This window comes from Curtobacterium sp. MCLR17_039, assembly GCF_003234745.1.
In the GTDB taxonomy this organism is placed as follows: Bacteria; Actinomycetota; Actinomycetes; order Actinomycetales; family Microbacteriaceae; genus Curtobacterium; species Curtobacterium flaccumfaciens.
Genome location: NZ_QKTF01000005.1, coordinates 309,770 through 328,788 on the forward strand (window position 1 = coordinate 309,770; position 19,019 = coordinate 328,788).

Annotated in this window: 14 protein-coding genes and 1 riboswitch; of the genes, 10 read left to right on the plus strand and 4 right to left on the minus strand. The window is 72.3% G+C overall.

Going from position 1 to position 19,019, the window contains the following annotated elements; translation table 11 throughout:
• The first annotated feature begins 62 nt into the window (after positions 1-62).
• The 4 genes from DEJ00_RS08790 to DEJ00_RS08805 all read left to right on the plus strand — a co-directional run bounded on the left by DEJ00_RS08790 (position 63) and on the right by DEJ00_RS08805 (position 3,673).
• A complete protein-coding gene (locus DEJ00_RS08790; RefSeq protein ID WP_181440130.1) occupies positions 63-887 on the plus strand; it encodes a DUF4397 domain-containing protein in 825 nt (274 codons plus the stop codon).
• A gap of 99 nt (positions 888-986) precedes the next feature.
• Entirely contained in the window at positions 987-2,141 is a 1,155-nt protein-coding gene (locus DEJ00_RS08795) for a glycosyl hydrolase family 8 (RefSeq protein ID WP_111057059.1), read from the plus strand.
• Positions 2,138-2,833: a class F sortase gene (locus DEJ00_RS08800; protein ID WP_181440131.1), complete on the plus strand. Its 696-nt coding sequence runs from the start codon at positions 2,138-2,140 to the stop codon at positions 2,831-2,833. The genes DEJ00_RS08795 and DEJ00_RS08800 overlap by 4 nt, the downstream gene beginning before the upstream one ends.
• A gap of 45 nt (positions 2,834-2,878) precedes the next feature.
• Entirely contained in the window at positions 2,879-3,673 is a 795-nt protein-coding gene (locus tag DEJ00_RS08805) for a polyprenol monophosphomannose synthase (RefSeq protein WP_111057060.1), read from the plus strand.
• Positions 3,674-3,793: 120 nt separating this feature from the next.
• On the opposite strand, the gene treZ is transcribed toward DEJ00_RS08805, so the two are convergent.
• The 3 genes from treZ to glgX are packed head-to-tail and all read right to left on the minus strand — an operon-like array spanning position 3,794 to position 10,274.
• Positions 3,794-5,548, minus strand: coding sequence for a malto-oligosyltrehalose trehalohydrolase (treZ, locus tag DEJ00_RS08810; protein ID WP_111057061.1), 1,755 nt, complete (start codon positions 5,546-5,548; stop codon positions 3,794-3,796).
• The gene (treY, locus tag DEJ00_RS08815) at positions 5,545-8,046 is read right to left on the minus strand and encodes a malto-oligosyltrehalose synthase (RefSeq protein WP_111057062.1); all 2,502 of its coding nucleotides are present in this window, start codon (positions 8,044-8,046) and stop codon (positions 5,545-5,547) included. The genes treZ and treY overlap by 4 nt, the downstream gene beginning before the upstream one ends.
• Entirely contained in the window at positions 8,043-10,274 is a 2,232-nt protein-coding gene (gene glgX / locus DEJ00_RS08820) for a glycogen debranching protein GlgX (RefSeq protein WP_111057063.1), read from the minus strand. The genes treY and glgX overlap by 4 nt, the downstream gene beginning before the upstream one ends.
• 128 nt (positions 10,275-10,402) lie before the next feature.
• Between glgX and DEJ00_RS08825 the strand changes: the two genes are divergently transcribed.
• The 4 genes from DEJ00_RS08825 to DEJ00_RS08840 all read left to right on the plus strand — a co-directional run bounded on the left by DEJ00_RS08825 (position 10,403) and on the right by DEJ00_RS08840 (position 14,788).
• The gene (locus DEJ00_RS08825; RefSeq protein WP_111057064.1) at positions 10,403-10,723 is read left to right on the plus strand and encodes a hypothetical protein; all 321 of its coding nucleotides are present in this window, start codon (positions 10,403-10,405) and stop codon (positions 10,721-10,723) included.
• Positions 10,724-10,806: 83 nt separating this feature from the next.
• A riboswitch (TPP riboswitch) is annotated at positions 10,807-10,918 on the plus strand.
• Positions 10,913-11,551: an ECF transporter S component gene (locus DEJ00_RS08830; protein WP_111057089.1), complete on the plus strand. Its 639-nt coding sequence runs from the start codon at positions 10,913-10,915 to the stop codon at positions 11,549-11,551. Its footprint overlaps the riboswitch before it by 6 nt.
• A 62-nt stretch (positions 11,552-11,613) precedes the next feature.
• The gene (locus tag DEJ00_RS18900; protein WP_309148138.1) at positions 11,614-14,211 is read left to right on the plus strand and encodes an ATP-binding cassette domain-containing protein; all 2,598 of its coding nucleotides are present in this window, start codon (positions 11,614-11,616) and stop codon (positions 14,209-14,211) included.
• A complete protein-coding gene (locus DEJ00_RS08840; protein WP_258373604.1) occupies positions 14,204-14,788 on the plus strand; it encodes an ATP-binding protein in 585 nt (194 codons plus the stop codon). Before DEJ00_RS18900 ends, DEJ00_RS08840 begins: the two co-directional genes overlap by 8 nt.
• Before the next feature lie 56 nt (positions 14,789-14,844).
• On the opposite strand, the gene DEJ00_RS08845 is transcribed toward DEJ00_RS08840, so the two are convergent.
• On the minus strand, positions 14,845-16,230 hold the full coding sequence (locus DEJ00_RS08845; RefSeq protein ID WP_111057066.1) for an MFS transporter: 1,386 nt from the start codon (positions 16,228-16,230) through the stop codon (positions 14,845-14,847).
• Positions 16,231-16,332: 102 nt separating this feature from the next.
• On the opposite strand from DEJ00_RS08845, the gene DEJ00_RS08850 reads away from it, so the two are divergent.
• Together DEJ00_RS08850 and DEJ00_RS08855 are read left to right on the plus strand one after the other, a co-directional pair.
• Positions 16,333-17,784, plus strand: coding sequence for an LLM class flavin-dependent oxidoreductase (locus tag DEJ00_RS08850; protein ID WP_220038854.1), 1,452 nt, complete (start codon positions 16,333-16,335; stop codon positions 17,782-17,784).
• A partial coding sequence (locus DEJ00_RS08855) for an acyl-CoA dehydrogenase family protein (protein WP_111057067.1) occupies positions 17,781-19,019 on the plus strand: 1,239 nt, incomplete at its 3' end. The genes DEJ00_RS08850 and DEJ00_RS08855, both read left to right, overlap by 4 nt.

Consider the following 19,019-nt stretch of genomic DNA (forward strand, 5'->3'; position numbering starts at 1 on the left):
CGAACCACACCTCGACACGACGACCGCACGCCAACCGCACCTCGACCCGAAGGAGCACCATCATGACCGCACACACCACGAACCGCCGCCGCACCGTCGTCATCGGAGCGCTCGCCGCCACACTCGTCGCCGCGACCGTCGGGCTCGCCGCCCCCCAGACCGCTTCCGCCGCGACCGCCGACCAGGGCTGGCTCCGCGTCGGACACCTGTCGCCGGACACGAAGGGCGTCGACGTCGAACTGTCCAGCCTCGCCGGGGGGAAGACCGTCTTCGAACTCGACGACGTCACCTACGGCCAGGTCAGCCCGTACGAGAAGCTGCCGGTCGGCACCTACGTCCTGTCGATGCGCGCCGCCGACGCGCCGGGTTCCACCCCGGTCATCTCCACCGACGTCACCGTGCAGAAGGGCGACGCCAGCACCGTCGTCGCCTACGGCAAGAACGACGGGCTGAAGACGACCGCGTTCACCGACGACCTGCAGCAGCCCGGCGACGGCAAGGCGAAGCTCCGGCTCGTGCAGGCCGCCACCACCGCGAAGCGCGTCGACGTGCAGACCTCCGACGGCACCCCGATCGCCGAGGATGCCACCTTCGGCACCGCCACCAAGTACGCAACGGTCGACGCCGGCAAGTGGTCGCTCGACGTCTCCGGCAGCGGCCAGCGGGGCACCGCGAAGGTCGACCTCGCCGGCAACACCGTCTCGACCCTGTTCGTCCTCGACGACAGCAAGGGCAACCTGACGGTCGTGCCCGTGACGGACGCCGCCGCGACCGCCGCCACCCCGTCCGGCGGGGTGCAGACCGGCGGTGGCGGCACAGCCGCTGACCGTCCGGTGACCGAGGCGGTCCACGCGGCCGTCGCGATGCTCCGCTCGCTGTTCCGCTGACGCCCCGGACTGGAGGCGCGGATCACGTGCGCTGCACGGCCCACGCGATCCGCGCCTCCTCTTCGACCCCCCCCACCATCCCCGGAGAGGCAGGCCAGCATGACCCGCAGGACCTGGATACCGGTCGCCGCCGCGGCGGCCGTCATCGTCGCCATCGTCGTCGCGATCGTCGCGGTCCGCCCCTGGTCGTCGAGCACCACGACCGCCGCTCGCGGCACGGCGACCCCGACCTCGACCACCGCGCCCGACGCGGCGCGCTCGCCGCAGCAGCTGCGGTCGGCGTTCCTGGACCGCTACGTCGAGGACGGTCGCGTCGTCCGCACCGACCAGGGTGGTGACACCGTCAGCGAGGGGCAGGCGTACGGCTTGCTCATCGCCTACGCGAACGACGACCGTGCGCGCTTCGACGCGATCTGGGAGTGGACGAGGGACCACCTGCTCACCGACGACGACCTGCTGGCGTGGCGGTGGACGTCCGACGGGGGCGTCGCCGACGAGCAGTCCGCGAGCGACGCCGACCTCGACGCCGCCCGGGCCCTCGTGCTCGCGGGGAAGGCCTGGGACGACGACCGGTACACCGCCGCGGGGAAGCGCATCGCGGCGGGGATCCTCCAGCACGAGACGGCCCGGACGGACCTCGGCACGATCCTGCTGCCCGGACCGTGGGCGGATCAGGAGCCCTACCGGTACAACGCCTCGTACGCCTCGCCCGTGGCCTTCTCGGTGCTGGCGGACGCCACCGGGGACGACCGCTGGAACGCGCTGAACCGGGGTTCGCGCGCCGCGACGGCCGCCGTGCTGGACGCCTCCGACCTGCCCAGCGACTGGTCCCAGGTCCACGCCGACGGATCGGTGGACCCGATGCCGCCCGTCGGTGGGGACGGGCGCGTGCTCTACGGGTACGACGCGATGCGGACGCCGCTCCGGTACGCCGAGGCGTGTTCGGCGCCCGACCGGGAGCTCGCGGCGGCCCTCGCGCCCACGCTCGGACGGACGACGCGGCTCGCCTCGCAGCTCGACCTCGGTGGCACCCCGGTGACGCAGGACACGAACGCGCTGGCCTACACCGCGCGGGCCGCTGCCGAGCAGGCCGCGGGTTCCTCCCGTGCGGCTGCCGACGACCTCGAGCGGGCCGCCCGGACGGCGGCGACCACACCGACCTACTACGGAGACGCCTGGCTGGCCATCGGTTCGACGATGCTGACCTCCGACGTGCTCGGGGGCTGTGCCAGCGACGTCGGAGCCGGCTCGTGAGCGGCCGTCGGAGCGCCGGGCGCGTCTCGGCCGTCCGGCGCCGAGGCGTGGTCATCGGTGCCGTGGTCGCCGCCGTCGTGGTGGTCGGGGGCGTGGCCGGGGTGGCGGTCGCGTCGACGGTGGGCGGCGGCGCGGGGGAGCGTGCCGCGTCGTCGGCGTCAGCGTCCCCGTCGCAGTCGTCTTCTTCGTCCTCGGGTTCCGGCACCGACGGGTTCCAGGATCCGGCCGCACCCGAGGCCCGCTCGACGGCCACACCGGTCAGCGTGTCGATCCCGGCCATCGGCGTGCGGTCCTCGCTCGAGGACCTGCACCGCGGCGCTGCCGGAGAACTCGACCCGCCCGTCGACTGGGACAGCGCGGGCTGGTTCAGCGACGGGATCGTCCCCGGCGAGGTCGGCCCCGCCGTCATCGCCGGTCACGTCGACAGCCCCACGAGCGCCGCGGTGTTCTTCCGGCTCGACGAACTGGTCGCCGGCGACGGGGTCCACGTCCGGATGTCCGACGGCAGCACCCGCACCTTCACCGTGGACCGTTCCGAACGCGCCGCCAAGTCGGCGTTCCCGACGAGCGACGTCTACGGCCCCACCCCTACTCCGCAACTCCGACTCATCACCTGCGACGGCACGTTCGACACCGCCACCGGGCACTACACGGACAATCTGATCGTGTTCGCAGACCTCTCGTCGGATTGACCCACCAAGCCAGCGATACATTCGACTGCGAGCACGAGGAGCACCATGAGCGAGACCCTGGTCATCATCCCGACCTACGACGAAGCCGAGAACGTCCGGCCGATCGTCGAGCGCACGTTGGCCGCGACCGACGACTCCGTGCACGTGCTCGTCGTCGACGACAACTCACCCGACGGCACCGGCGACATCGCGGACGCCATCGCCCGCGAGACCGATCGGGTGCACGTCATGCACCGCACCGTCAAGGACGGCCTGGGCGGCGCGTACCTGTCCGGCTTCGCGTGGGGCCTGGAACACGGCTACGCCAAGCTCGTCGAGATGGACGCCGACGGCTCCCACCACCCCGAGTACCTGCCGTGGATGCTCGAGCTCGCGGACTCGAACGACCTGGTGCTCGGCTCCCGGTGGATCAAGGGCGGCAAGGTCGAGAACTGGCCCTGGTACCGCCTCCTGCTCTCGCGCGGTGGCAACCTGTACACGCGTCTCGCCCTGGGCATCGCGGTGCGCGACGCCACCGGCGGGTTCCGGGTCTTCACGTCGCGGGCGTTCGAGCGGATCGACCTCGCCGGTGTGGCGTCGAAGGGGTACTGCTTCCAGGTGGACCTGTGCTGGCGTGCTCTTGAAGCGGGTCTGCGGGTCGTGGAGACGCCGATCACCTTCACCGAGCGGGAGTTCGGCGTCTCGAAGATGAGCGGCAACATCGTGCGCGAGAGCCTGGCGCTCGTGACGAAGTGGGGCATCGACCGCCGGATCCGCGAGACCCGGTCCCTGCTCAAGGACCACCGCAAGCTGCCCTCGGTGCGGAAGAACGCGCACGCGGTCTCCGACCACGCCGCCTGAGGCGGGGACACACGAACGCACGAACGGCGACGGACCCGGTGGGTTCGTCGCCGTTCGTGCGTGCGGAGTTCGTGCGTGCGGAGCTGCGGCTCGCGGTTGGCTCGCGCAGCACGCGGTTGGCTAGCGCAGCACAACCACGCCGCGGCCGCGGAACCGGACGACGCCGGCGTCCACCTCGGTCGCGCCGAAGCCGTAGAGCTCCTCGCCCACGGCGTCGGGCACCGGGACCTCGGCTGCGTCGTCGGCGAAGTTCACCACGACGTGCACCGGAGCCACATCGGGGCCGAGCAGCCCGCGGGTGAGCACCAGCCAACGCCGGTCCTCGCTGAAGCGGACGGCGTTCGCCTCGTAGCGGTGGTCGACGAACGCCTGGTCGGTGCGCCGCAGGGCGATGAGCACCCGGTAGGCACGCAGGATCGCCGCACCGCGCTCCGAGCTGACGTCGGCCCAGTCGAGCTTGGAGTTGGTGAACGTCGTCGGGTCCTGCGGGTCCGGCACCGCTGACTCGTCCCACCCGTGCTCGGCGAACTCGGCGATGCGCCCTTCGGCGGTGGCCTTGCCGAGCTCGGGCTCCGGGTGCGAGGTGAAGAACTGCCACGGTGTCGAGGCCGCGAACTCCTCGCCCATGAACAGCATCGGCGTGAACGGCCCGAGCAGCGTCAGGGCCGCGGCGATCACGAGCCCCTCGTCGTCGAGCGTCGCGGCGAGCCGGTCGCCGGCGGCGCGGTTGCCGATCTGGTCGTGGTTCTGGTTCGCGACGACCAGGGCCGTCGCGGGGGAGGTCCCGCGGTCGATCGGCCGGCCGTGCCGCTTGCCGCGGAACGACGACCAGGTGCCGTCGTGGAAGAAGCCGTCCTCGAGCACCTTCGCCAGCGCCGACAGCGGAGCGAAGTCGGCGTAGTAGCCGTTCGTCTCGCCGGTGAGCGCCACGTGCACGGCGTGGTGGAAGTCGTCCGACCACTGCCCGGCGAGGCCGTAACCGGCGGCCTCGCGCGGCCGGAACATCACCGGGTCGTTGAGGTCGGACTCCGCGATGAGCGACAGCGGACGCCCGATGAACGACGAGTAGGCGTCGGTCTCGTCGGCCATCGAGGCCAGCACGTGCGGGCGCGTTGTGTCGCGGATCGCGTGCACGGCGTCGAGCCGGAGCCCGTCGACGTGGTGGTCGCGGAACCACATGCGCACGTTGTCGAGCACGTACCGGCGGACCTCGGGGTGCTCGACGTTCACCGAGTCACCCCAGGTGTTGCCGAGCCCGGCCAGCAGGTACGGGCCGTACAGCGGCAGGTAGTTGCCGCTCGGACCGAGGTGGTTGTAGACGACGTCCTGGATGACCCCGAGCCCCAGCGCGTGCGCCGTGTCGACGAACCGGTCGTAGGCGTCCGGGCCGCCGTACGGGGCGTGCACGGAGAACCAGCCGACCCCGTCGTAGCCCCAGTTCCACTCGCCGTTGACGGCGTTGACGGGGAGCAGCTCGACGAACTCGACCCCGAGCTCGACCAGGTGGTCCAGCTTCTGGGCGGCAGCGTCGAGCGTGCCCTCGGGCGTGTAGGTGCCGACGTGCATCTCGTAGATCACGGCGCCGCGGGCCGAGCGTCCGGTCCACGACTCGTCGGTCCACGCGAACCGTGCGGGGTCGACGACCTCGGACGGGCCGTGCACGCCCTCGGGCTGGTAGCGGCTGCGCGGGTCCGGTCGGACCGCGTCGTCGTCGCCGATGCGGAACCCGTACCGTGCGCCGACGACCGGCATCACGGCGTCGGTGGACCACCAGTCGTCGTCGCCCTTGGTGAGCGGGTACTCGACGTCGTCGACGACGAGCCGGACCCGGTCCGGCTCGGGCGCCCAGACGGCGTAACGGTCAGGTGCGGTCATGCGTGACCCTCCAGGATGTCGATCTCGGCCTGCGCGTCGGTCTCGGTGGCGTCCGGCGTGCGGCCGGCGGCGGGCCGGGAGGCACCGCTCGCGTCGGACACGGCGGTCACCGCGTCGGCGTGGCCGGCTGCACCGACCGCGTCGGCGGGCACGAGGAGCGCGACCGGGTAGGTGGTGAGCAGGTCGGCCAGCGCGATCCCGCGGTCGGCGGGGACGCGTCGGCCGGTGAGCAGGTCGATGCGCTCGACGGGGACGGCGTGCACCAGCGTGTCGCCCCAACCGCCGACGCGGCCGAGGCCGATCGGCAGACGCGTCGCGATCGTCACGGCACCGCCGCGGTCGAACGCGATGACGTGGTCGGCCGCGCTGCCGGTGGCCTCGAGCTCCAGGTACCGGGTGAACAGCTCCGGGTGGTCCCGACGGATGCGCAGTGCGCGGGTCGTGACCAGGAGCTTCGCGGCACCGTCGATGCCGATGGTCGGCAGGTCCTCGGGGCCGTCGTCGTCCGGGCCGTCGAGCTCGGCGAGCACGCGACGCCGCTCGGCGTAGTCGACCGGACGACGGTTGTCGGGGTCGACGAGCGAGCGGTCCCAGAACTCGGTGCCCTGGTAGACGTCGGGGACGCCCGGGGCGGTGAGCTGCACGAGCTTCTGGGCGAGACCGTTCGACCACCCGGCGGCGTCGATCTGCTCGTCGAGGGCGTCGAGCACGGCGACCACGTCCGGGTCGTCGAACGCGGCGTCGACGATCGCGTGCATCTGCTGCTCGAACGCCTCGTCGGGCTCGGTCCAGGTGGTGCTGTCACCGGCTTCGCGGGAGGCCTTCTCGGCGTACGCGTGCAGACGCTCACGGCTGGCGGGCCGGGCGCCGACGATCGCCTGCCAGAGCAGGTCGGCGAACACGCGGTCCTGCAACGGCACGAGCGACTGCAGACGCTCGAGCGTGGCGGCCCACTCGTCGCCGAGCTCGGCCAGCACGGCGATGCGGGCGCGGGTGTCCTCGCTGCGCTTCGTGTCGTGCGTGGTGAGCGTCGTCATGGTGTGCGGCCAGCTGCCGAGCCGTTCGCGCTGGGCCTGGTGGAAGTCCGCGACCGAGACCGCGAAGACGCTCGGGTCGCCGCCGACCTCGCTCAGGGACGACAGGCGCGAGGTGCGGTAGAACGCCGTGTCCTCGACACCCTTCGCCATCACCATGCCGCTGGTCTGCTGCAGTCGGACTGCCGCGGCGTCCGTCGGGTCGACGAGTGCCGGTGCGATCCGGTCGATGACGTCGTCGAGGTCCGGGCGGGCCTCGGCGGCGCGCTCGAGCGCGGTGATGAGGTGGTGGGCGCCCTCGGGCAGGTACGTGCGGTACACGTCGAACGAGGCCACGATCTCGGCGACCGCGTCGACGATCCGCTCGTGCGTGATCGTCTCCGTCACGGCGCTCGGTGCGAGCAGGCGTGCGAGCCGCTCGACCTCGCTGCCGAGGATGCCGTCTGCGATGCCCCGTCGGGTGTCGTGCGTGAGCTGCTGCCAGTCGGTCGGTTCGGCGCCCGACGCCGCGGTCAGCGCCTGTTCGCCCGCGGGGTCGACGAACACGCGGTCGAGCACCCCGAGGGCGTCGTACCCGGTGGTGCCGTCGACCGGCCACGAACTCGGCAGCTGCTCGCCCGGCTCGAGGATCTTCTCGACGAGGGTGTAGGCCCCACCGGTCAGCTCCGCCAGGTCCTGCAGGTAGCCCGCCGGGTCGTACAGCCCGTCCGGGTGGTCGATGCGCAGGCCGTCGACGAGTCCGTCGCGGAACCAGCCGCCGATGACCCCGTGCGAGGCCGCGAAGACCTCGGGCTCCTCGACGCGGATCGCCGCGAGGGTGTTCACCGCGAAGAACCGGCGGTAGTTCAGGTCGTGGTCGGCGCGCTTCCAGTGCACGAACGCGTAGTGCTGGCGGTCGTGCACGGTCTCGACGGTGTCGCCGTCGTGCACCGTTCCGGGGGCGGTGGGGTAGGCGGTCTCGCCGACGCGGAGCACCGGACGCTCGGCGTCGGACGTGTCGAGCGTGACGGCGTCGAGCAGCCGGTCGTCGAGCACCGGGACGCGGAGCTTGCCGTCGCCGGCTTCCCAGTCCACGTCGAAGGCCCAGGCCACGGGGGAGCCCTGCCCGAGTTCGAGCAGGGACCACCACCACGGGTTCGACTCGGGGGTCGCGACGCCGACGTGGTTCGGCACCACGTCGACGATGACCCCGAGGCCGACGGCGTGCGCGGCCTCGGCCAACGCCCGCATCGCCTGGTCGCCACCACGGTCGGTGTCGACCCGCGTGTGGTCGACCACGTCGTAGCCGTGGTTCGACCCGGACTCGGCCTGCAGCACCGGCGACAGGTACAGCCAGTCGGCACCGAGGTCGTGCACGTAGTCGACCAGGTCGCGTGCGGCATCGAGGTCGAAGTCGGCCGAGACCTGCAGCCGGTAGGTCGACGCGGGGACGCGGTTCGCGGCGCCGGGCGTTCCGGCGGTCATCGGGCGGTTCCGCTCGGTGCGGTGGAACCGGCCGGGTTCACCGGTGTGACGGAGTCCTGCGGGGCGTCCGGTGCTGGGGCGCCGTCCTGCTCGGCGTCGACCGGGGTGCTGGTGACCTCGTGGTCGGGCTCGGCACGCAGCACGATCATCGACCGGGCGGGGACGTCGAGCGGGGTACCCGCGTCGAGCACCTCGTCGCGCGCGCCGGGGTCGGCGGTGTCGATCCGGACGGTCCAGCCGGGGGAGTACTCCTCGGGTGGGAGCGTGAAGGTCACGACGTCGTCGTGGGCGTTGAAGTACGTGATGAAGCCGACGTCGGTGACGCGCTCACCACGGGCGTCGCGTCCGCGGATGCCCTCGCCGTTCAGGTACATGCCGACGCTCTTGCCGAAGCCGGAGTCCCAGTCCTCGGGGTCCATCGCGTCGCCCGAGGGGGTCAGCCACACCACGTCGGGCAGCGGCTCGCCCTCGCCACGTCGGACAGGACGACCGTTGAAGTACCGGGTCCGGCGGAACGTGGGGTGGTCGTGCCGCAGCTTCACCACGTCGGCGGTGAACTGGATGAGGTCTTCGTCCGCGCTGTCCCAGTCGATCCAGCTGAGCTCGGAGTCCTGCGCGTAGACGTTGTTGTTGCCGGACTGCGACCGGCCGAGCTCGTCTCCGTGCGCGATCATCGGCACACCCTGGCTCAGGAGCAGGGTCGCCAGGAAGTTCCGGCGACGCTGCAGCCGCAGGGCGTTCACGGCCTCGTCGTCGGTCGGGCCCTCGGCTCCGGAGTTCCACGACCGGTTGTGGCTCTCGCCGTCGTTGTTGTCCTCGCCGTTGGCCTCGTTGTGCTTCTCGTTGTAGGCCACCAGGTCGTACAGCGTGAAGCCGTCGTGCGCGGTGATGAAGTTGATGCTCGCCTTGGGCGTGCGGCCGTCGTGCTCGTACAGGTCGGCCGAGCCGGAGATCCGCGAGGCGAACTCACCGAGCGTCGACGACTCACCGCGCCAGAAGTCACGGACGGTGTCGCGGTACTTGCCGTTCCACTCGGACCACTGGGGCGGGAAGTTGCCGACCTGGTAGCCACCGGGGCCGACGTCCCACGGCTCGGCGATGAGCTTGACCTGCGACACGATCGGGTCCTGCTGCACCAGTTCGAAGAAGGCCGACAGCCGGTCGACCTCGTAGAACTCGCGGGCCAGCGCCGAGGCGAGGTCGAAGCGGAATCCGTCGACGTGCATCTCGGTCACCCAGTAGCGGAGCGAGTCGAGGATGAGCTGCAGCGAGTGCGGGTGCCCGACGTTGAGCGAGTTCCCCGTGCCCGTGTAGTCCATGTAGAACTTCTTGTCGTCGTCGACCAGGCGGTAGTAGGCCGCGTTGTCGATGCCGCGGAACGACAGCGTCGGGCCGAGGTGGTTTCCCTCGGCGGTGTGGTTGTAGACGACGTCGAGGACGACCTCGATGCCGGCGCGGTGCAGCTCGCGCACCATCGTCTTGAACTCCTGGACCTGCTGGCCCTGGTCGCCCGACGACGAGTACGCCGAGTGCGGCGCGAAGAAGCCGATGGTGTTGTAGCCCCAGTAGTTCGACAGCCCCTTGTCCTGCAGGGTCGAGTCGTTCACGAACTGGTGCACCGGCATGAGCTCGAGCGTGGTGACGCCGAGGCGCTGCAGGTGCTCGATGACCGCGGGGTGGGCGACGCCGGCGTAGGTGCCGCGCTGCTCTTCCGGCACGTCCGGGTGGGTCTCGGTGAGCCCCTTGACGTGCGCTTCGTAGATGACGGTCTCGCCGTACGGCGTGCGCGGCGGACGATCCCCCTGCCAGTCGAAGAAGGGGTTGATCACGACGCCCTTCATCATGTGCGACGCGGAGTCCTCGTCGTTGGTCGAGTCCGGGTCGCCGAACGTGTACGAGAAGAGCGACTGGTCCCAGTCGATCTCGCCGCTGGTCGCCTTGGCGTACGGGTCGAGCAGGAGCTTCGACGGGTTGCAGCGCGCGCCGGAGTCCGGGTCGTACGGGCCGTGCACGCGGAAGCCGTACTGCTGCCCGGGGCCGATGTTGGGGAGGTACGCGTGCCAGACGTAGGCGTCCACCTCGAGCAGGCGGACGCATTCTTCGTTGCCGTCGGAATCGAACAGACAGAGTTCGACGCGCTCGGCGACCTCGGAGAACAGCGCGAAGTTCGTGCCGCTCCCGTCGTAGGTCGCCCCGAGCGGGTACGGGTTTCCGGGCCAGGTGTGCAAACGGTCCTCCAGGTGTGGGTGCGGCCAACATATCGGCGGCGCTCGTCCGCGTCCGCAGACAAGGCCCAGCTGTGGATGCGTGATGCGCCCCGCGGCCTGTGGAGGAACGGACGAGTAGCGTCGCGCGCATGGCCAACATCGTCTCGAAGATCGCAGACCAGGTCCGCCCGCTCGGGGTCTCCACGAACTACGGAGAACCCGTCGAGGTCGGCGACCAGACCCTCATCCCCGTGTCCGTCAGCTGGTTCGGCTTCGGAGGCGGCGGGGACGACGAGAACGGTGGTGGCGGTGGCGGCGGCCTGTCGGCCCCCGTCGGCGCCTACGTCCGCCGACCGGGCAAGGATCTGGAGTTCGAGCCGAATCTGATCTCGCTGATGGTCGTGAGCATCCCACTGGTCTGGGTGACCGGGCGTGTCCTCCGCAAGCTGGTGCGCGCGCTCAAGAAGTGAGCACCTGACGCAACGGGAGGCCCGTGGCGACGCCGCCACGGGCCTCCCGTTACGTCACGCGGTCGCGACCGCGTCTAGACTGCTGGCACACACACGGGAGTCCGGGACCGCCGGGCTGAGAGGGAGCGATCGGCGCTCCGACCGTCGAACCTGATCCGGATCATGCCGGCGCAGGGAGGAGTCAGCAGCATGCCTTCAGGCACGTCCACAACCGTCACCACCGCTCCGCGGCGATCGCTGCGTTGGCGGGTCGTCGACATCGTCGTCGCGAGTGTCCTCGCGGTGGCCCTCGGAGTCGTCTTCCGGCTCTGGGAGTTCGGCTACGAGCCCATCAGCGCCGTCATGGACCTCGTGCTCCCCGGCACGAAGGCCCTGTTCGGCGGGGTCTGGCTGCTCGCCGGTCCGCTCGTCGCGATCGTCGTCCGCAAGCCCGGCGCCGCGCTCTACGGCGAGATGGTCGCCGCTTCGGTGGAGGCGTTGTTCGGCACCCAGTGGGGATGGCTCACGCTCGAGGCCGGGCTCGTCCAGGGTCTCGGCGCCGAGATCGTCCTCGCGCTGTTCCTGTACCGCGTCTACCGCCTGCCGGTCGTCGTGCTCGCCGGTGCCGCGGCCGGACTCGCGCTCGGCATCAACGACACCGTCCTCTGGTACCCGGGGCTCGACGTCGCCTTCAAGGTCGTCTACGTGATCTGTGCGGTGATCTCCGGCGCCGTGATCGCGGGGGCGGGCTCGTGGCTCATCGTCCGGGCTCTCGCCCGCACCGGGGTGCTGTCGTCCTTCGCGGCCGGCCGCGAGCACAGCCGCCGCGAGCCCCGCGCCCTGGTGTGACCGTGCGCGCTCCGTCGGCGACGTCCCCTTCCACCGGCGGCGACGCCGGCGCAGGTGTTGGCGTGCGCGGGGCGCGGATCGTGTTCCGTGGCTGGGGCTGGCGGTACCCGGAGCGAGACGCCTGGGCCGTCCGTGACGTCGACCTGACCGTCGAGCCGGGGGAGCGGGTCGCCGTCGTCGGGCCGTCCGGTGCCGGCAAGTCGACGCTCCTGCGAGCGGTGGCCGGCGTGCTGCCCGACGAGCCCGACGCCACCGACGACACCGCTGCTTCGGTGCAGGGGACACTCCTGGTCGACGAGGCCGACCCCCGCGCGGTCCGCGGGCGTGTCGGTCTCGTCATGCAGGACCCCGAGGCACACACCGTGATGTCCCGCGTCGGCGACGACGTGGCCTTCGGCTGCGAGAACGCCGGCGTCGCGTGCGACGAGACCTGGGACCGGGTGCGGACGGCGCTCGACGTCGTCGGCCTCGACCTGCCGCTCGACCGTTCCACCGCGCAGCTCTCCGGTGGGCAGCGGCAGCGGTTGGCGCTCGCGGGCGTGCTCGCGATGCGGCCGGGTGCGCTCGTGCTCGACGAACCCTGCGCGAACCTCGACCCGGACGGCGTGGCGCAGGTGCACGACGCCGTCCGGGCACTGCTCGACGAGACCGGGGCGACGCTGCTCGTGGTGGAGCACCGGATCGGCACCTGGCTGGACCTGGTCGATCGGCTCGTGCTGCTCGAACCAGGCGGCGGCGTGGTCGCGGACGGTCCGCCGGCCCGGGTGCTGGCGGACCACGGCGAGGCGCTCACGGCGGCCGGGGTCTGGGCGCCCGGTGCCGAGCCGGCGCGTGGTTCGGCTCGGCGGCTGCGGCGTTCGCTCGGACGAGCGGGCGAAATGCCCGGAGCGTCCAGCGGGGCGACCGCGGCATTCCGCCCGCTCGGCGAGGGAGAGCGCGGCGAGGGGGAGCGCGGCGAGGGAGCGCGTGAGATGACGTCGCGCGGACGAGCGGGCGAAATGCCCGGGGCGTCCAGCGGGGCGACCGCGGCATTCCGCCCGCTCGGCGAGGGAGAGCTCGGCGAGGCGGCGGTGGTGCTGCTCGAAGCCCGGGGGCTCGGCACGGCACGGGGGAAGCAAGCGGTCGGGAACGGCATCGACCTCGGGCTCCGGGCAGGGCAGGTCCTCGCGGTCACCGGCCCGAACGGCGTCGGCAAGTCGACGCTCGGGCTCACCCTCGCAGGCCTGCTGGCACCGGCCGCCGGCGAGCTCGACGCCACCGACACCCTCGCCGACGGTCTCGGCGCAGCGCCGCACACCTGGACGAGCCGCCAACTCGCCGCCCGGATCGGCACGGTGTTCCAGGACCCCGAGCACCAGTTCGTCGCCCGCTCCGTCCGCGAGGAGATCGAGGCCGGCCCCCGAGCACTCGATGCGCCTGACGCCGCCGAACGAGCCACAGCGCTGCTCGACGAGTTCGGGCTGGCACACCTGGCCGACGCCAACCCCTTCACCCTGTCCGGGGGTGAACAACGACGACTCGCGATCGCTTCGGTCATCGCCGCCCGGCCGCCGGTCGTCGTGCTCGACGAACCGACCTCCGGGCAGGACCGAGCCACGTGGCAGGCCGTCGTCGGGCGACTCGGGGCCCTGGCTGACGCCGGCACCGCGGTGGTGGCGGTCACCCACGACCGCGACCTCGTCCGGGCACTCGACGCCGACGAGGTCGTGCTCGGGCCGGACGGCGCCCGGACCGTCGGGCGCGACCAGGGGCCGTCGGTCGCGACCGCCCCGGAGACGGGACCGACAGCCGGACGCCGCCCCGGGCCTCCAGACCGGACCGACACGGACGACCGGACGGACGCGGCGGATGGGGCGGACGTGGCGGACGGAACCGACCGAACGGACCCGGCGCGACGACCGCTGCCGGCCCGCGCGACCGGCATCCCCGGCGTCCAGCCGGTCGCCTCCCTGGTCGGTGTGCTCGCCCTCGGCGTCTGCCTGGTGCTCAGCCTCGACGTCGTCTCGGCCGCCGTCGCCCTGGCGCTCGAACTCGCTCTGCTGCCGCTCCTGCGCCTGCCGGTCCGGACCCTGCTGCTCCGACTCGCACCGGTGCTCGTCGCGGTGCCGCTGACGGCGGTGAGCATCGCGCTGTACGGCAGGCCCTCGGGTCGGGAGTGGTTCGACCCCGGGTTCGCGCACGTCACCGACGGGTCGCTCACGCTGGCGTTGGCGACTGCACTCCGGGTCCTCGCGGTGGGCGTGCCGGCCATCGCGCTCTTCGTACGGGTCGACCCGACCGACCTGGCCGACGGGCTCGCGCAGGTGCTCCGGCTGCCCGCGCGGTTCGTGCTCGGAGCGCTCGCCGCCGTCCGGATGATGACCTTGCTCGTCGACGACTGGCGACAGCTCGCGATGGCCCGGCGCGCCCGAGGACTCGCCGACTCCGGACGGCTCCGCCGCGGAGCGACCATGGCGTTCGCGCTGCTCGTGCTCGCGCTGCGCCGGGCGACGACGTTGGCGGTGGCGATGGAGTCACGGGGGTTCGGTGCTCCCGGACGGCGGACCTGGGCGCGGGTCGCACGGTTCGCCGGGCCGGAGTGGGCGATGGTGGCGGTGCTGGTCGGCATCGGCGTGGTGTCGATCGCCGTCGCTGTGAGCGTGGGGACGTGGCGTGCCTGACGCGACGCCTGTAGCCGGCACGACGGACGGCGAGCGCGCGACGGGTACGACCGCCGGTGACCTCGCCCCCGGCCTGGCCGCTGCTGCTGCCGGTGTCGCCGCTGCCACGAGTCGGCGCGCCGTCGTGCTCATCGACGGCCGGTCCGGCACGGGCAAGACCACCCTCGGAGCACAGGTCTCAGAGCAGCTCGGTGCGCAGCTCGTGCACCTGGACGACCTGTACCCGGGGTGGGACGGCCTGCGTGCGGCTGCCGATGCCGTGGTGACGGACGTCCTCGGAGCGCCGAGCGGGTTCCGACGCTGGGACTGGGCGGCTGACGCGCCCACGGACTGGGCGTCGGTGGACCCCGACCTGCCGATCGTGGTCGAGGGGTGCGGGGCGTTGTCCCGGGCGTCGGCACCGCTGGCGTCCCTGCGGGTGTGGCTCGAGGCCGACGACGCCGTGCGGTGGGACCGGGCGATCGGACGCGACGGCGAGGTCTTCGCACGCGAGTGGGACCGCTGGGCCGCGCAGGAACAGGCCTTCATCGCCGCCGAGGACCCGGCCGCCCTGGCCGACGTGGTCCTGCGGACGTAGGGCGCGGGCCCGAGCCGCCCCGCGGCGAGCACCGAGGTTTCGCGCTCAGCGACACCTCACGGCCTCCGGAAGGCGAGAACTGTCGCCCAGCGCGAAACGTCAGCCCGCCGCACCCGCCGCGCCACCGCCCGCGGATCCACCGCGAACACCGCCGCCACGATCGTCAGCACCGCGTACACCCCGAGGTACCCGCACAGGATCCACGGCGACCCGCCCCCGAGCTGCACGAACACCGCGGCCAGCAGCGGCGTCAGCCCCACCGAGAAGATCGACCCGATCTGGTACCCGAGCGACATCCCCGAGTACCGCCGCCCGGTCGGGAACTGCTCCGCGAACCAGGCCGCCTGCGGCCCGTAGATGCTGTCGTGGAACACGCACATCCCGATCAGCGCCACGAGCGGCAGCAGCACGAGCGGCCCGGCGTCGAGGAACGCGAAGAACGGCCAGATGAGCACCGCGATGCCCACCGCCGACCAGATCGTCAGCACCCGCCGCCCGACCCGGTCCGACAGCCACCCCCAGAACGGCGTGGACACGAGCGACACCGCCGAGATCACGAGCACAGCCTGCAACCCCGCGTCCGAGCCCGATGGCCCGCGCACGTTGCCGAGGTAGGTCAGCGAGTACGTCGTCAGGATCGAGTACAGCGCCGGCTGCACGAGGCGCAGGCCCGCCGTCACCAGGATCGACCGCGGGTGCTGCCGGATCGCCTGCCACACCGGGAACCGTTCGACCCCGCCCGAGGCGCGCAGCTCCTGGAACACCGGGGCGTCCTGCACGCCGAGCCGGATGACGAGCCCGACCGCCACGATCACCGCCGAGAACAGGAACGGCAGCCGCCAGCCCCAGGCCAGGAACGCCTCGGTGCCGAGCAGGGACCGCACGAGCGTGAAGACCCCGGTCGCCAGGAGCATCCCACCGGCCGACCCCATCTGCGTGAACGCCCCGAACAGCCCCCGGTGCCGCTCCGGCGCGTGCTCGACGGACAGCAGCGCCGAGCCGCCCCACTCCGCGCCGGCCGCGACGCCCTGCAGCAGCCGCAGGAACACGAGCGCCACGACGGCACCGACCCCGATGGTCGCGGCGGACGGGATCACCCCGATCAACGTGGACGCGATGCCCATCAGCACCAGCGACGCGACGAGCAGCTTCTTCCGCCCGATCCGGTCACCCAGGTGGCCGGCGATCACACCGCCGAGCGGCCGCGCCACGAACCCGACGCCGTAGGTCGCGAACGACGCGATGACCCCGACGGCCGGCGTCACGGACGGGAAGAACGTCGGTGCGAACACCAGCGCCGAGGCCGTCGCGTAGAGGTAGAAGTCGTAGTACTCGACGGTCGTCCCGACGAACGACGCGAGGGCGACCCGACGACGGGTCGCGGTGGTCGACGGTGCGGCGGGACGGCCTGGAGGCGCGGTGACGGTGGTCTGGCTCGGCATGCCTCAGGAGCATGGTCGCGTCCAGGGCCGCGGGGAACACCGCGCGTAACGGGAGGTCACGTCGTTGTCGTCGGGCGGTGCCCGCCGACCACCATGGGACGCATGAGCGATGCACCGAACCGCCCGCTGCGCTTCGCGGCCTTCGTCATGAACACGACCTCGCACATCCAGCACGGCCTGTGGCGGCACCCCGACGCCCGGCAGGCGGACTTCGACGACGTGACGCTGTGGACCGACCTGGCGAGGACCCTCGAGCGCGGCAGGTTCGACGCGATGTTCTTCGCCGACGTCGTGGGCACCTACGGACCCGGTCGCGGCGACTACTCGACCAACCTGCGCGAGGGGCTGCAGATCCCCTCGAACGACCCCTCCGTGCTGCTCTCCGCGCTCGCCGTGTCGACCGAGCACCTCGGGCTCGCGTTCACCTCGAGCGTTATCCAGGCGCACCCGTTCGACTTCGCCCGCAAGGTCTCCACGCTCGACCACATCAGCCGGGGCCGCATCGGCTGGAACGTCGTCACGAGCGCCCTCGACAGCGCCGCCCGGAACTTCGGGGCCGACCGGCTCGAGGAGCACGACGAGCGCTACGTCTGGGCCGAGGAGTACCTCGAGGTCTGCGCGAAGCTCTGGGAGGGATCGTGGGAGGACGGCGCCGTGCTGAAGGACCCCGTCCGTGGCTACGCCGACCCCGACAGGGTCCACCGCATCGACCACCACGGCAAGCGCTACGACGTGCAGGGGCCGCACCTGTCGGCACCGTCACCACAGCGGACCCCGGTGCTGTTCCAGGCGGGGTCGTCGCCGGCCGGCCGTGCCTTCGCCGCACGGAACGCCGAGGCGCAGTTCATCCTGACCTCGAACCGGGACGCCACCGAACATCTCATCCGCGAGACCCGCGACCTGGCCGAGGCCGCCGGCCGGCAGCGGGACGACATCGCGTTCTTCCTCGGCCTGACCTTCGTCACCGGCTCCACCGAGGCCGAGGCGAAGGCCAAGGAAGCGGAGATCGACGAGTACCTGGCCGCCGACGGGTTCCTGGTGCACTCGAACCTCGGCTTCGACCCCGACACCGGGGAGCCCCTCGACCCGGACACCCCGCTGTCCGAGGTCCGCACCCACGCCGGGCAGTCGCACCTGCAGTGGCTCCGCGAGGCCGCCGGGGACCGCGAACCGACCATCGCCGACCTCGCCCGGCTGTCCGCCAAGCTCCGCGCCCGGGTCGTCGGGACGCCGGAGCAGATCGCCGACGAGCTCGCCGACTGGCAGCGCGTGGGCGTCGACGGCGTCAACGTCATCAACTGGACGCTGCCCGGCTCGTACGAGGAGTTCGTCGACCACATCGCGCCGACCCTGCAGGAGCGCGGGCTGATGCAGTCCGAGTACCGCGAGGGGACCCTGCGCGAGAAGCTCTTCGGCCACGCGCAGCTGCCGGACTCGCACCCCGCCAGGCGGTGGCGCGGAGCGTTCTCGGGCGGTGCCGGCGCGACCGCGACCCACCCCGACGACGCGACCCACCCGGACGACGCGACCCGTGCGGTGGAGGTGCCCGCATGACGGCCGCGACGACGACCGACGGAGCCGTGACGGGCCTCCCGGCCGACCGTCTGGCGACCCTGCGCGAACGCTTCGCGCCCGTGTTCGCGACCATCCGCGACGGCGCGGTCGAGCGTGAGCTCGCGTCCGGCACTCCCGGCGACCGGCCGCTGCCGCACGCCGAGGTCCGGGCGCTCGCCGACGCAGGGTTCGGGCGGCTGCGCGTGCCGGAGGACCGCGGCGGCTTCGGCGTGACGCTGGTCGAACTCGCGCACCTGGTGGCGGACCTGGCGGCGGCGGACTCGAACATCGCGCACCTGTGGCGGGGACACTTCGGGTACACCGAACTGGTGCTGCTGCGACCGCACTCGGCGTCGCGGGACGAGTGGCTCGACCGGATCGTCGGCGGCGCGATCGTCGGGAACGCGACCTCGGAGCGGACCGGGACGACCCTGGCCGACATCTCGACGACGGTGACGCCGTCTGGTGGTTCCCTCCGCCTCGACGGGCGGAAGTTCTACTCGACCGGCACGCTCTACGCGGACTGGATCTACCTGGCGGCGGACCGTGACGGCGAGCGCGTGACGTTCGCCGTCGACGCCTCCGCGCCGGGCATCAGGAGCATCGACGACTGGGACGGGTTCGGGCAGCGGTTGACGGCGTCCGGCACCACCGTGTTCGACGGGGTGTCGGTCGACCCCTCGGTGGTGTCGGCGTACCGGGACGCCCCGCTCTCGCACATCCAGGCCTTCTACCAGCTGTACCTGCTGGCGGTCCTCGCCGGGATCGGGCAGGCCGTGTCCGACGACGCCGTGGCCTTCGTGCGACCCCGGACCCGCACGTACATCCACGCCAACGCGGCCGTGCCGGGGGAGGACCCACAGGTGCTCGCGGTGCTCGGGCGGCTGTCGGCCGGGGCGTTCGGCGCCCGGTCACTCGTCGTCGCCGCTGCGGGGCTGCTCGACGGGGTCGTCGCGACGAACGAGCCCGGGGTCGGCGTCGACCGCGTGGTGCTCGACGCGGCCGAGAACGCCGTGTACCAGGCGCAGGTCGAGATCGGGCCGCGGGTGCTGCGGTCGGCGACCGAGCTCTTCGAGGTCGGCGGGGCGTCCGCTGCCGACCGGACGCGTGCGCTGGACCGGCACTGGCGGAACGCCCGGGTGGTGGCGTCGCACAACCCGGCGGTCTACAAGGAGCGGATGGTGGGGGAGTACGCGCTGCACGGGCGGGGGCCGGTGGGGGCGTGGGAAAAGTAC